Source organism: Rickettsiales bacterium (genome assembly GCA_033762595.1).
In the GTDB taxonomy this organism is placed as follows: domain Bacteria; phylum Pseudomonadota; class Alphaproteobacteria; order Rickettsiales; family UBA8987; genus JANPLD01.
The window spans coordinates 1-12,738 of sequence record JANRLM010000104.1 but is presented as its reverse complement, the minus strand read 5'-3'; the positions used below and the strand labels follow the sequence as shown (position 1 = coordinate 12,738).

Genomic DNA, 12,738 nt, shown 5'->3' with positions numbered 1-12,738 from the left:
GCGAATTATCTGATTTTATCTCTAATCAAGCCATCTCAAAAAAATTAGTGGCAAAAACAATTTTAGAAGTTTGCACAAACTTAAATATTTCAAAAAATATTGCTGATTTTATATCGCTTGTAGTTGCAAGTAGAAGGGGCGGTTTACTTAAGGAAATCACTATTCAGTTTGAAAATTTGATTAATAAATCATCAGGAAAATCTAAGGCTATTATTACAAGCACAAAAAAACTTGATGAAAAATCTTTAGGCAATATTACTAATATTCTCTCGCAAAAATTGAATAAAAATATTATTGCAGAAAATATTGTTGATAGATCTATTTTAGGCGGTTTAAAAATTCAAATCGGCTCAACTTTAATTGATGATTCAGTTAGTGAAAAATTGAATAAGTTGAAAAAAGTTTTAAGTAATTAATTTTTATAATTAAGAGGTGTTATGGCTATAAAAGCAGCGGAAATTTCTTCAATAATTAAGCAGAATATCGTTAATTTTTCTAAGGAGGCAGAAGTAAAAGAGATTGGGCAAGTTATCAAAATTGGTGATGGTGTAGCAATTGTTCACGGGCTCGATCAAGTGAAAGCTGGTGAGCTTGTAGAGTTCTCAAATGGCATCTTAGGAATGGCTCTAAACCTTGAGGAAAACTCAGTTGGTATAGTTATTTTCGGTGATGATAGAGATATTAAAGAAGGCGATTCAGTTAAAAGAACTGGCAAAATTGTTGATGTTCCAGTTGGAAAGGAATTGCTCGGCCGCGTGGTTGATGCACTTGGAAACCCTATTGACGGCAAAGGGCCAATCAATACTAAAGAAAGATATAGAGTTGAAAGAAAAGCCCCAGGTATTATCGCTCGTAAATCAGTTCACGAGCCAGTTCAAACTGGTATTAAATCTATTGATGGTTTAATTCCAATTGGTCGTGGTCAGCGTGAGCTTATCATTGGTGATAGGCAAACTGGTAAAACTGCAATCGCGATTGATACAATTCTAAACCAAAAGCCAATCAATGCAACTGGTGATGAGAAGAAGAAATTATATTGCATCTATGTTTGTATTGGTCAAAAGCGTTCAACGGTGGCACAAATTGTTAAAAAACTTCAAGAAGAAGGTGCTTTAGAATATTCAATTATCGTGGCGGCAACAGCTTCTGATCCAGCTCCACTGCAATTCTTGGCGGCTTATACTGGTTGTGCAATGGGTGAATATTTCCGTGATAATGGTATGCACGCACTTATCGTATATGATGATTTATCTAAGCAGGCCGTGGCTTACAGGCAGATGTCATTATTGCTTCGTCGTCCACCGGGGCGTGAGGCTTACCCGGGTGATGTATTCTATATCCACTCTCGTTTACTTGAGCGTGCTGCGAAGATGAGTGATGAAATGGGTGCTGGCTCACTAACTGCGCTTCCAATCATTGAAACCCAAGCGGGCGATGTTTCTGCATATATTCCAACGAATGTAATTTCAATTACTGATGGTCAGATATTCCTTGAGACTGGATTATTCTTCAAAGGCGTTCGCCCTGCGGTGAATGTTGGTTTATCTGTATCTCGTGTAGGTTCGGCGGCACAAATTAAAGCGATGAAACAAGTTGCTGGAACTGCGAAATTAGAACTCGCACAATTCCGTGAGATGGAAGCTTTTGCTCAATTTGGTTCTGATTTAGATGCAACAACGCAAAAATTAATCGCGAGAGGTCAAAGGCTAACTGAACTTCTAAAACAACCGCAATATTCACCGCTTCAAGTTGAGGAGCAAATTGTAGTTATTTTTGCAGGTGTTAAAGGCTATTTAGATAAAGTGAATATTAAAGATGTTACAAGATTTGAGAGAGAATTGCTTGCTCATATTCACTCTAAGCACAAAAATATTCTGGATAGAATCCGCACTGAAGAAAAAATTGCAGATGATTTAGATAAAACCCTCCACCAAGTTATTGGTGATTTTGTTAAGGTTTTTGCTGGGTAGTTCGTTCATCGTTAATCGTTGATCGTTTATCGTTAGTCGTTGACTGACTGCGATGGAGGATTAGCGATGAACGATAGACGATAATCGATTAACGAATAAAAAAAATGCCATCATTAAAGTCATTAAAAAACCGAATAGGTTCAGTTAAAAATACTCGCAAGATTACGAAAGCGATGAAAATGGTTGCGGCCTCAAAACTCCGCAAGATGCAGGAGCGTGCTGAGGATACAAGGCCTTATGCAAGAAAAATTCAGCAGATTATTAATAATCTTGCGTCATCAATGCAGCCAAATGAATTGCCTGAGCTTCTAAAAGGCAGGTTGGATAAAGATGAAAATCAAATTACGAATAATATTTTGTTGATTGTTACAAGCTCAGATAGAGGTTTGTGCGGTAACTTCAATGGCTCACTAATCAAGGCAAGCAAAGCGAAAATTGAAAAGCTAAAATCGCAAGGCAAAAATGTTAAAATTATAACGATTGGTAAAAAGGCTAAAGATGCATTAAAATCTATTTACAGCAGAGATATAATCTTCTCAATCAACGCTATGAAAGGTAAATATGTTGAATTTAGTGAAGCTGATGAAATAGGCAAAATTGTTATAGATTTATTTGAAAAAGGTGAGATAGATTCTGCGGAAATTATATACTCAAAATTTATTAATGCTATCACCCAACAAGTTACGCCAAAAACTCTTATACCGCTTGAAACTTCTGAAGTTGAAGCGAATGATAATAACAAGGATAATTCTAAATCAGTTTATGAGTATGAACCAGATGAAGAATCTATTCTAAAAACGCTTTTACCAAAAAATATTTCAGTGCAAATTTTTACATCACTCCTTGAAAACTCGGCTTCTGAGCAGGGTGCAAGGATGAGTGCTATGGATAACGCCACTAAAAACGCAGGTGAGATGATAAATAAATTAAGCTTGCAATATAACCGCACTCGCCAAGCTAATATTACGAAAGAATTGATTGAGATTATTTCAGGGGCGGAGGCACTTTAGGATATTGCTATTTATAAGAATAAAAAAAGCAAAATTTTATGAAAAAGCTATTATTACTTTTTGTTTTGGGGTTGTCATCTTGCACTTCAATGAATGATTTGGGTTCAGGGAGAACTGGAAAATCATTTGTAGTAGATGGTTACACTTATGATCAAGTATGGAATTCATCTTTAGCAGCTGTTAGGCAAACTACAGGTGACCAATCAGCTGAGATTGAAAAAGTTTTAACAATTTCAAAAGAAGACAGGCAAAGTGGTCAAATCTTAGCAAGTTCTGGAATGAGCTTGTTCAGTTATGGTGAAGTTGTTGGTGTATTTATTTCTCCTCCAAAAAATGCTCCCTCTCATAAAATTGAAGTTGAAAGTAGGGCAAAATTAAAAACAAATGTTACAAGTAATAACTGGGAAGATGAAGTTATAGCTTCAATAAGGCAGCAATTAAGTAAAATTAAATAAATTTGAAGGAGTAAAAATGACAGCAAACAAAGGAAAAATAACACAAGTAATATCAGCGGTGGTTGATGTTCAATTTGAAAGTGGCAAATTGCCACAGATTTTGAACGCACTTGAAACGCAAAATGATGGAAAAACTCTCGTGATGGAAGTTGCCCAACATTTGGGTGAAAATTCAGTGCGTTGCATTGCGATGGATTCAACTGATGGTTTGGTACGTGGTGCTGAAGTTATTGATTTAGGCAAGCCAATTTCAGTTCCAGTTGGCCCTGAAACTTTGGGTAGAATTTTTGATGTTGTGGGCAATACCATTGATGGAAAAGGGGCTTGTTCTGCAACGCAAACAGCTTCAATCCACCAAAAAGCACCGAGTTTCGCTGAGCAATCAACTGAAACAGAAATTCTTGTAACTGGTATCAAAGTTATTGACCTACTAGCACCTTATTCAAAGGGCGGTAAAGTTGGCTTATTCGGCGGTGCAGGCGTTGGTAAAACCGTTCTTATTATGGAATTAATTAACAATATTGCTAAAGCTCACGGCGGATATTCAGTATTCGCAGGCGTTGGTGAAAGAACTCGTGAAGGTAATGATTTATACCACGAAATGATGGAATCTGGCGTTATTGATCCTAATGATTACAAAAAATCTAAAGCTGCCCTTGTTTATGGCCAGATGAATGAACCACCAGGGGCGCGTGCAAGAGTTGCTCTAACTGGTTTAACAATGGCAGAATATTTCCGTGATCAAGAAGGGCAAGATGTTCTTTTCTTTATGGATAACGTTTTCCGTTTTACGCAAGCGGGCTCTGAGGTTTCTGCCCTTCTTGGCCGTATCCCTTCAGCGGTTGGTTATCAGCCAACTCTTTCAACTGAAATGGGTGCTTTGCAAGAAAGAATTACCTCAACAAATAAAGGTTCAATTACATCTGTTCAGGCGATTTATGTTCCTGCGGACGATTTGACTGACCCTGCACCGGCAACTTCATTCTCTCACTTAGATGCAACAACGGTTTTATCGCGTCAGATTGCGGAGCTTGGAATTTATCCTGCGGTTGATCCGCTCGATTCAACTTCTAGAATTGTTGATCCGAAAATCATTGGTGAAGAACATTATATGGTTGCGCGTGAGGTGCAGAGAATACTTCAGAAATATAAAGATTTGCAAGATATTATCGCAATTCTTGGTATGGACGAACTCTCTGAGGAAGATAAACTAACAGTAGCTCGTGCTAGAAAAATCCAGCGCTTTTTATCGCAACCTTTCCATGTTGCGGAAGTTTTCACTGGTGCACCGGGCAAATTAGTTTCACTTGCGGATACTATCAAAGGCTTCAAAGAAATTATTGAAGGCAAGCATGATGACCTGCCGGAATCAGCTTTCTATATGGTTGGTAATATTGATGAGGCCATTGCAAAAGCTAAGAAACTAGCGGCGGAAGCAGCATAAAAAATGATGTTTTGATGATTCGATGCTTAGATGCTTCGAATCATCGAGAAATCGAAGTATCCAAGAATCGAATTATGAAACTAGAAATCACAACACCAGGAAAATTAATTTACAAAGGTGATATTAACCAAGCTACAATGCCGGGTGAGGCTGGTGAGTTCGGTGTTCTACCAGATCACGCACCGCTAATTTCAACGCTAAAAAATGGCGTTATCGGAATTGTTGAGGAAAATAATTCAGTTAGGAAAATTTTTGTTGCTGGCGGCTTTGCCGAAGTAAACCAAGCTGAATGTTCAGTGCTTGCAAGTGAGGCTTTTGACCTAGAAAATACAAGCAAAGATTTCGCAATAGATAAATTAGAACACGCAAAAATCCGCTTAAAACACGCTCAAAATGATTTAGAAAAACTTCTTGCCGAAGAAGAAATTGAACTCTATTCTTCTCTCTCAGAAGCTATATAGGTTCTAAGGGTTGGGGTTTTGGAGTTTCCATCTTAGTGTCACCCCGCATTTATTGCGGGGTTAACCATAAAACAGGCTCAAAACTTAGGTTTTGAAATAATTACAACTATTAACCCCGCAACAAGTGCGGGGTGACAATTGGTAGTAAAGAAGGATATCATATTATAAACCCTATGCTTAATAACTACTTGCAAACACTTGAAATTCAAAAGGATTTCGGTGTCGATTGGGTTTTTTCTAGTGATAAAAATCCTCTTTTTGAAAGTAAGCCTAGTAATCTCAAAAATATTAATCTCTCTCAAGCTCCAAATGAAATGCCTAAAAAAGCTAATAAAACTGAGGAAAAAATAAAGGCACCATTCTCAAAAGAAGAAAATTTTACAAATAAATCCACTCAAGAATTGATTGATAAAGCCAGAAGTATAGCTGATAAAGCAAAAAATTTGGATGAATTAAAAGAATTAGTAGAAAATTTTGATGGGCTTGCCATCAAAAAATCAGCTACTAATTGCGTTTTCGCCGAAGGTAATCGCAAATCAAAAATTATGTTTATCGGTGAAGCACCGGGTGAAAACGAAGATATCCAAGCCCGCCCCTTTTGTGGTGTTTCTGGAAGATTGTTAGACGAAATGATAAAATATATGGGCTTTACAAGAAATTCTGAAAACCCAGAAAGTAGTTTTTATATCACAAATTCAGTTTTCTGGCGTCCACCCGGTAATCGTAAGCCAACACCTGAAGAAATCGCAATTTGTAGGCCATTTGTTGAAAAGCATATAGCTTTAATAAATCCTAAGGTAATTGTTCTAGTGGGTGCAACTGCAACTAATTCTGTAGTTAATAGCAAGGAATCAATTTCTCTTTTAAGAGGGCAAATTATGGAGTATAATGACAACTATAACAGAAAGAAGATAGATTGCTTTGCAATTTTTCATCCTTCATATTTGCTAAGACAACCTAGTCAGAAAAAAAATGTATGGTTTGACCTCTTAAAAATAAAAAAACATTTGGAAAGCATTTAATACTGAGCTATCCTTTCAAAAAAATAATAAGGTTTTTATGTCTAATAATGAAAATTTGAATAATCAAAAAGAAAAGCAAATCCTACCTAAGAGATTTATTGATAGAAAAGACTGGCAGGAAATTATCAAAACCTCTGGTAGTTTCTATAAAAGGGGGCATGAACTTGTTCCAAACTGGATGATAACTATATTTTTCATCACTCAAATTCTTTTCATTACGCTGATGATTTATTTCAGCACGATGGTCATTCTTTCAATGCAGGAAAAATCTGAAGTGTTGAATGTAATTCAATATATGCTTGTTGTTTTCGTGATAGTTACTGCCTATTCATTATATATTGTGAAGAAGTTGAAATTATCCCTCACTGCTACTGAGTTTATGAGTTTATTTCTCTCAAAATCGCTTGAATCTTACTCAAGCTGTTTTGCTTTAGTTAATAAGGCTGGCAAGATTATTTTCTTCAATGAAAATTTTGCTAAAGAATATATGTCTGATGACGAAGTTGAAACAAAAACTTATAAAGAGCTTCTCAATAAAGAGTTTTTTAACGAAAAATATTTAGAAAAAGTTAAGGATTCTATTGATAATAAGAGAGAAAATTCTTTCTCAATTGTTTCTTCTACAAATAATTCTCAAACTATGAGAAATATTAAAATTATTCCGCTTCCTCGTCCAGATGGAATTTTTGTAGTTAAAGTTATCACTGTTAAAATTATCAAAGGTGCAAGGCCTGATGTGGCTTAGTTTTTGTATTAGTTAAATATATGTGGATTTTTAATTCCTTTTGTGTTACTATTTGCAACACAATAATAATATATTTATGGCAAAATCTGCAAATATTCATGCTAGAATTCAACCTGATGTTAAGCAGAAAGTTGAATCTATTCTTCTTAAATTAGGCATTTCTATTTCTGAAGCTATCTCATTATATTTTAACCAAATTTCACTTAACAGGGGTTTGCCTTTTGAAGTAAAAATTCCAAATAAAAAAACCTCAAAAGTAATTTCAGAAGCCAAAAAAGGTAAAAATATAAAGAGGTTTAAATCAGTAAATGATTTAATGAAGGATTTAGAGTGCTAGAAATAGTTAGGCATAATCATTTCAAAAAGGATTATAAATTAGCTCTAAAAAGAGGTAAAAAATTAAAAAATCTTCCTGAAATTATAGAGTTATTATGTTCAGAAAAAGAACTGCCAATTAAATATAGGTCTCACAAGCTAAAGGGAAATTATCAAGGGTTTTGGGAGTGTCATATAGAGCCAGATTATCTTTTGGTATATGATTTAACACCCACAGAGCTTCACTTGTTTAGAATTGGAACTCACTCAGATTTATTTTAATTACAATGCATTCTAATATTAATCTCAAAAAACTAACAAATCTTTATCTATCTTGCTTTCCAGAGAGAAATGAGAATTATGCGGCAAGCTATTTTTCTACGCTTGATCAATATACTACTTTTACTGAAGAAGATGGAGATAATTTAACGGGTTTCCTAATCTTTAGAAATTTAGGTAGGGAAACTGAGGTTATTGATCTTGGTGTTCACCCAGATTTTAGAAAATTGGGAATTGCCCAAAAGCTCTTGGCAAGGCTTGAGGAATACTCTAAAAAAGCAAATTCTAAAGAAATCCAGTTAGAAGTTAGAGATGATAATGTTCCCGCCATAAATTTATACAGAAAGCTCGGTTTTATTAAGGTTGGAATTAGGGAAAACTATTACCAAACTAACGGCGTTGTAAAAGATGGAATTTTAATGAGCAAAATGATTTGACTTTTTAACGAAAAGCCTTACTAAACTTAGAGAAATAAACTTGCTCAACCCAATTAACTATATGTTTTTTAGATATTTTTTTACTTTTGCAATGTTAGTTGCAATTTCTTTTTTTAGCAATTCTTACGCTCAAACCCAAGTTAACTCTGGCACTTATGAAATTGTTGGTGGTAATGATTGTGAAAGCCCAAATACAATACCGGGAAAGGTTGAGTATGCAAGGTGGGTTTCACCGGGTAATTGCAATACTAACAGAATGTTAGTTAATGAAAAGCTCATCACTTATGTTGATTTAATCAGGCAATCTATTTATTTCAAAATTGATAAACACAATATTGATGAAGATGACAGAAACAGAATGAATCAAGTTATAAGCGAAATTAACAACTCTGATGGTGTTAAAGAAGTTCGTTTAGTTGGTTACGCTGATAGATATAATACTAATGATTACAATATCAAATTATCTAGGAAGAGAGCTCAGCATGCGCTAGATTACTTCAAGTCTCAAGGGTATTTCAAAGAAGATAATGTTAATTTTGGATATTTTGGTGAAGATAGGCCAGTTACAAACTGCCCTACAAATGTTTCCACGGCTGAGCAAGTTGAATGCTTACAAGCAGATAGACGCGTTGATATAGAGGTTGAAGTTTATCGCAGAAAAATGGATAAAGTTCAGGAGACAATTATCTATGATAGATTTGGTAATGTAATAAAATCTTCAACTACAAATAGTGTTGTTGAGCCTGAATATAAAGGCCCAGAGGGTGCTATTTATGAGCCGATGAATTAGTTTGATAACTAAATGAATAAAATCTCCCTTTTTCTTACTGAGCCTATTGGTTATCCTAACAAAGCGGATACAAACTTGCTGATTAAAGAATCTGTTTCTAGGCTAGATACTTATGCTTTTACACCAGAAGATTTAATTTTTGAAAATCTTCCTGAAGTAAAATTATTTGCTAATTGTAATAAGGTTAGCCTTGACGCGTCTGGTAATTTGCAAGCCTCTCAAGAAAAAACCAAAATTGAAATCAATAAAAAAACTATCGTTACAATCAGGCTTAATCCGCCTTTTGATTCCAGATATTACACTGCGATGAAATTATTGGAGTATAAGGAAGGTGAAGCCTTGATTTTCAACAGCCCTAAGGCAATTGCCTCAATGCCGGAGAAATTGGTTAGTTCCGAGCTTCTGCCCTTTATGCCAAAAACAATTATTACTTCAAATATTGAGGAGATAAAAGATTTTTGGAAAGAAAACCAAGATATAATTATCAAACCAATTTATGAATTTGGGGGCAGGGGGGTTTTTAAACTTAAAAAAGAAGATGAAAATCACCTCTCGATTTTTAATATTTTAACTGAGAAATATAAAGAGCCACTAATTGCACAAATTTATCTTCCTGAAGTTAAAAAAGGTGATAAAAGAATTTTATTGTTTGATGGTGAGTTTGTTGGTTGTCATAATAGAATAGCTCCAGAAGGGGTTATTCAAGTTGCAACGCAAGGTGCAGAATATTTCAAAAGTTCGCTTACAGAAACTGAGGTAGAATTTTGTAAAATTTTAGGTAAGATTTGTAAGGAAAATAATATTTTAATTTGCGGCTTAGATTCAATAGGCGGTTTTTTAACCGAGGTAAATATAACCTGCCCAGCAGGTTTTGCATGTGTAAATGAATTTTTTGAAACAAATATCCAAAAACTTTACTGGGATAAAATTTCTAATTTGGTCTGAGTTTTTTTATATAAAAATTTTACTCTATGTTCCCTCTCCCGTTTACGGGGGAGGGCTAGGGTGGGGGCATTTTTGACAACATAGAGTATAGTTTTATGTTTAGCCCCCCTCTTAATCTCCCCCCGCAAGCAGGGGGAGAAATAAATAGAAAAAATCAACTATAATTATCTATCATTGAGTTTATACCAATCATCTTTTCTGCAAATTTTTCAAATATAGAGTTTTTGCGATAGCAAAGGGCGATTTCTCTGCCGGCTTTGACTTCTTTTGAAAGCTCAAAATATGAAATATTATCATCATTTTTTCTGGCGATTTCTGGAATAAGCGTAACGCCCAAATTTATCGCAACCATTTGTCTAAGCGTTTCCAAACTTGTTGCACGAAATGAATTATTTTCAGATAAATTATTTATTGCACAAACCTCTAAGGCTTGCTTTCTAAGGCAATGGCCTTCTTCAAGCAGGAGTAAATTTTGCGAAGATAAATCTTCCAAGCTTACAAATTTATTTTTTTTGCTCTTATTAAACGAATTATTTTGCTTGGAAGTTGCAACTAAAAATTTTTCAAAAAATAAAGTTTTGAAGCCAATTTTTTCTGAGTTTATGGGGAGTGCTAAAAAGGCAAAATCCAACTTGCCATTTTCAATTTTCTCAATCAAAAAATCAGTTTTTTCTTCATATAAAAATAATTTTATTTGCGGAAAAGCCTGATTTATTTTTGGAATAATTTTGGGGAAGTAATAAGCTGCAAGCGTTGGAAAAGCGCCAATGTGAAGCTCTTTTATCTGATTTTGTTTATATGATTTTGCAATATTTTTTATTTCACTTTCTAACAATAAAATCTCTTTTGCTTTTGAAATTATTTCCTCGCCTGCTTTTGTAATAAGAAAATTCTTCCCCTGCCTCTCAAAAATTTCAACACCAAGGTAATCTTCTAACTTTTTAATCTGCATAGAAAGGGTTGGCTGGCTTATATTGCAAAGCTCTGAAGCCTTGCTAAAATTTCCAGTTTCAGCAGTGGTAACAATATATTTTAGATCGCGAAGGTTCATTTCGTTAATCGTTGATGGTGTATCGTTAACCGCTTTAATCGATAGAAGATAAACCATTAACGATTAACGATAGATAAAATCTATCAATATTATAACATCAATCGATTATACCTTCAAGTAAATATTCGTTATATAATAGAGTTAAGGGGCTAGTTTATAGGTAATAATAAACCAGCTCACAACGAAAAGGAGGATTTATGTCTGATATAGATAATTATTTATTAAAATGCACTCTAGAAAAGCTGGAAGAAAATAAGGATAGCATAAAAGCTACACCTGAAAAAATTCTGGAAGAGTGTTCTTGTAAGTATGGTATAAAGGATTAAATTCTTCTTTGAGAGAATTTCAGAAGCCAGGAACTTCGGAACTTCAGAAATATCTGGAGTTCTATAGTTCAGAAATTCTGAAGTTCTTAACATTAACCCCAAAAAAAGGAGATACAATGCTTGGTATAGGTCAAAAATTCCCACAATTCAAAGTTAAAGCGACTGTTTCTAATGATTTAGATAAGGCTTTCATTGATGTTGATAATAATACTTACAAAGGCAAGTGGTTGGTTGTGTTCTTTTATCCAAAAGATTTCACTTTCGTTTGCCCTACTGAAATTGCTGAATTTGGCAAATTAACTAAAGAATTTGCTGATAGAGATGCTCAAGTTTTGGGTGGCTCAGTTGATAGTGAATTCGTTCACTTAGCTTGGAGGAAAGACCACAAAGATTTGAACAATCTGCCTTTCCCATTACTTGCAGATTTCAAGCGTGAATTAAGTGCTTCTTTAGGGATTTTAGACCCTCAAGGTGGTTTTTCTCAGCGTGCGACATTCCTTGTTGACCCTGAAGGAATCATTCGCTTTGTATATGTTACTGATGGCAAAGTTGGCAGAAACCCTGCGGAAGTGCTTCGTGTTCTTGATGCATTGCAATCAGATGAGCTATGCCCTTGTAACTGGAAAAAAGGAGATGCACCACTTAAGGCTGCTTAATATTAAGGTTTTGGGTATGAAGGAAAGAGGGTGAGAAGGAAAGAAGGTATAAAGTTAAAAAACTAACCTTCAATCCTTCAATCCTTCTAACCTTCTGTTCCTTTAACCTTCTAACCTTCTGTTCCTTTAACCTTCTAACCTTCAATCTAAAAAAAATGGAAAATCTAAAAAATTTAATACAAGATTATGCAAAAGATATTCGTGTAAATCTTGGAAATGTTATCTCGTCTGGTGCAACTGGCTTGAGTGAGCAGCAGGCTTATGGAATTGCTCTTGCTTCAGCTTATGCAGTAAAAAATAAATCAGTGATTGAAAATATTTTAGCGGAAGCACAAACAAAATTATCGGCTGAACAAATTAATGCAGCAAAAACTGCCGCAAGTTTAATGGCGATGAATAATATTTATTATCGTTTTACGCATTTAGTTTCTGATGAGGAATACCAAAAAATGCCAGCTGGCCTAAGAATGCAAGGTATTGCAAATCACGGAATTGATAAACTTGATTTTGAGTTATATTCGCTTGCAGTTTCGGCAATAAATGGTTGCGGAATGTGTATGGATTCTCACGCTAAATCTTCTGCAAATCACGGAGCCACAAAGCAGATGGTTCAATCAGCGGTTAAAATTGGTGCTGTAATTGCGGCAGCGGCACAAGCGGTTGAGATTGGGTAATAAGTTGGTCGTTAATCTTTGGTCTTTGGAAAATTTAGAAACAAAACTTTAATATTTTTTTCCCTCTCCCTGAGCTTTCAGGGAGAGGGTAGGGGTGAGGGTATATATAAATAAACCCTCACCAAGATTTTCTAATTCGCTTACGCTCATAAGAAAAT

17 protein-coding genes are annotated in these 12,738 nt (G+C 34.9%); 16 read left to right on the top strand and 1 reads right to left on the bottom strand.

The genetic code is table 11. The features are described from left to right. From atpH to SFT90_07450, 13 genes are all read left to right on the top strand, one after another. On the top strand, positions 1-416 hold a 416-nt coding region (gene atpH, locus SFT90_07510; GenBank protein MDX1950325.1), incomplete at its 5' end, for an ATP synthase F1 subunit delta. 21 nt (positions 417-437) lie between these two features. Beyond that, positions 438-1,970: a F0F1 ATP synthase subunit alpha gene (gene atpA, locus SFT90_07505; GenBank protein MDX1950324.1), complete on the top strand. Its 1,533-nt coding sequence runs from the start codon at positions 438-440 to the stop codon at positions 1,968-1,970. Positions 1,971-2,074: 104 nt separating this feature from the next. Beyond that, a complete protein-coding gene (locus tag SFT90_07500) occupies positions 2,075-2,980 on the top strand; it encodes a F0F1 ATP synthase subunit gamma (GenBank protein MDX1950323.1) in 906 nt (301 codons plus the stop codon). A 38-nt stretch (positions 2,981-3,018) separates the two neighbouring features. After that, positions 3,019-3,435, top strand: coding sequence for a hypothetical protein (locus SFT90_07495; protein MDX1950322.1), 417 nt, complete (start codon positions 3,019-3,021; stop codon positions 3,433-3,435). A 16-nt stretch (positions 3,436-3,451) separates the two neighbouring features. Then, on the top strand, positions 3,452-4,879 hold the full coding sequence (atpD, locus tag SFT90_07490; protein MDX1950321.1) for a F0F1 ATP synthase subunit beta: 1,428 nt from the start codon (positions 3,452-3,454) through the stop codon (positions 4,877-4,879). A 74-nt stretch (positions 4,880-4,953) separates the two neighbouring features. Continuing rightward, positions 4,954-5,340: an ATP synthase F1 subunit epsilon gene (atpC, locus tag SFT90_07485; protein MDX1950320.1), complete on the top strand. Its 387-nt coding sequence runs from the start codon at positions 4,954-4,956 to the stop codon at positions 5,338-5,340. Between the two features lie 173 nt (positions 5,341-5,513). Beyond that, complete coding sequence (locus tag SFT90_07480) at positions 5,514-6,362, top strand: uracil-DNA glycosylase (GenBank protein MDX1950319.1); 849 nt, start codon at positions 5,514-5,516, stop codon at positions 6,360-6,362. Between the two features lie 37 nt (positions 6,363-6,399). Then, positions 6,400-7,107 carry a hypothetical protein gene (locus SFT90_07475; protein MDX1950318.1) on the top strand — a complete coding sequence of 236 codons (708 nt, stop codon included), beginning with the start codon at positions 6,400-6,402 and terminating at the stop codon, positions 7,105-7,107. Positions 7,108-7,183: 76 nt separating this feature from the next. After that, positions 7,184-7,444 carry a type II toxin-antitoxin system RelB/DinJ family antitoxin gene (locus tag SFT90_07470; protein ID MDX1950317.1) on the top strand — a complete coding sequence of 87 codons (261 nt, stop codon included), beginning with the start codon at positions 7,184-7,186 and terminating at the stop codon, positions 7,442-7,444. Beyond that, positions 7,438-7,704: a type II toxin-antitoxin system YafQ family toxin gene (locus tag SFT90_07465; GenBank protein ID MDX1950316.1), complete on the top strand. Its 267-nt coding sequence runs from the start codon at positions 7,438-7,440 to the stop codon at positions 7,702-7,704. Before SFT90_07470 ends, SFT90_07465 begins: the two co-directional genes overlap by 7 nt. A gap of 5 nt (positions 7,705-7,709) precedes the next feature. Beyond that, positions 7,710-8,138, top strand: a complete 429-nt coding sequence (rimI, locus tag SFT90_07460; GenBank protein MDX1950315.1) for a ribosomal protein S18-alanine N-acetyltransferase — start codon at positions 7,710-7,712, stop codon at positions 8,136-8,138. Positions 8,139-8,199: 61 nt separating this feature from the next. Then, a complete protein-coding gene (locus tag SFT90_07455) occupies positions 8,200-8,928 on the top strand; it encodes an OmpA family protein (protein ID MDX1950314.1) in 729 nt (242 codons plus the stop codon). A 12-nt stretch (positions 8,929-8,940) separates the two neighbouring features. Continuing rightward, positions 8,941-9,873 carry a hypothetical protein gene (locus SFT90_07450; protein MDX1950313.1) on the top strand — a complete coding sequence of 311 codons (933 nt, stop codon included), beginning with the start codon at positions 8,941-8,943 and terminating at the stop codon, positions 9,871-9,873. 154 nt (positions 9,874-10,027) lie between these two features. Here SFT90_07450 and SFT90_07445 read toward each other — a convergent pair whose 3' ends face one another. Beyond that, complete coding sequence (locus SFT90_07445; GenBank protein MDX1950312.1) at positions 10,028-10,981, bottom strand: LysR substrate-binding domain-containing protein; 954 nt, start codon at positions 10,979-10,981, stop codon at positions 10,028-10,030. 140 nt (positions 10,982-11,121) lie between these two features. Between SFT90_07445 and SFT90_07440 the strand changes: the two genes are divergently transcribed. The 3 genes from SFT90_07440 (at position 11,122) to SFT90_07430 (ending at position 12,580) form a co-directional block, all read left to right on the top strand. Continuing rightward, positions 11,122-11,250, top strand: a complete 129-nt coding sequence (locus SFT90_07440) for a hypothetical protein (GenBank protein MDX1950311.1) — start codon at positions 11,122-11,124, stop codon at positions 11,248-11,250. A gap of 116 nt (positions 11,251-11,366) precedes the next feature. Next, on the top strand, positions 11,367-11,906 hold the full coding sequence (locus tag SFT90_07435) for a peroxiredoxin (protein ID MDX1950310.1): 540 nt from the start codon (positions 11,367-11,369) through the stop codon (positions 11,904-11,906). 155 nt (positions 11,907-12,061) lie between these two features. Beyond that, positions 12,062-12,580 carry a carboxymuconolactone decarboxylase family protein gene (locus SFT90_07430; protein ID MDX1950309.1) on the top strand — a complete coding sequence of 173 codons (519 nt, stop codon included), beginning with the start codon at positions 12,062-12,064 and terminating at the stop codon, positions 12,578-12,580. Positions 12,581-12,738: the final 158 nt, after the last annotated feature.

Coding starts and splice junctions, on each gene's coding strand:
- atpA (MDX1950324.1), top strand. CDS start 438: ATGGCTATAAAAGCAGCGGAAATTTCTTCAATAATTAAGCAGAATATC.
- SFT90_07500 (MDX1950323.1), top strand. CDS start 2,075: ATGCCATCATTAAAGTCATTAAAAAACCGAATAGGTTCAGTTAAAAAT.
- SFT90_07495 (MDX1950322.1), top strand. CDS start 3,019: ATGAAAAAGCTATTATTACTTTTTGTTTTGGGGTTGTCATCTTGCACT.
- atpD (MDX1950321.1), top strand. CDS start 3,452: ATGACAGCAAACAAAGGAAAAATAACACAAGTAATATCAGCGGTGGTT.
- atpC (MDX1950320.1), top strand. CDS start 4,954: ATGAAACTAGAAATCACAACACCAGGAAAATTAATTTACAAAGGTGAT.
- SFT90_07480 (MDX1950319.1), top strand. CDS start 5,514: ATGCTTAATAACTACTTGCAAACACTTGAAATTCAAAAGGATTTCGGT.
- SFT90_07475 (MDX1950318.1), top strand. CDS start 6,400: ATGTCTAATAATGAAAATTTGAATAATCAAAAAGAAAAGCAAATCCTA.
- SFT90_07470 (MDX1950317.1), top strand. CDS start 7,184: ATGGCAAAATCTGCAAATATTCATGCTAGAATTCAACCTGATGTTAAG.
- rimI (MDX1950315.1), top strand. CDS start 7,710: ATGCATTCTAATATTAATCTCAAAAAACTAACAAATCTTTATCTATCT.
- SFT90_07455 (MDX1950314.1), top strand. CDS start 8,200: ATGTTTTTTAGATATTTTTTTACTTTTGCAATGTTAGTTGCAATTTCT.
- SFT90_07450 (MDX1950313.1), top strand. CDS start 8,941: ATGAATAAAATCTCCCTTTTTCTTACTGAGCCTATTGGTTATCCTAAC.
- SFT90_07445 (MDX1950312.1), bottom strand. CDS start 10,981: ATGGTTTATCTTCTATCGATTAAAGCGGTTAACGATACACCATCAACG.
- SFT90_07440 (MDX1950311.1), top strand. CDS start 11,122: ATGTCTGATATAGATAATTATTTATTAAAATGCACTCTAGAAAAGCTG.
- SFT90_07435 (MDX1950310.1), top strand. CDS start 11,367: ATGCTTGGTATAGGTCAAAAATTCCCACAATTCAAAGTTAAAGCGACT.
- SFT90_07430 (MDX1950309.1), top strand. CDS start 12,062: ATGGAAAATCTAAAAAATTTAATACAAGATTATGCAAAAGATATTCGT.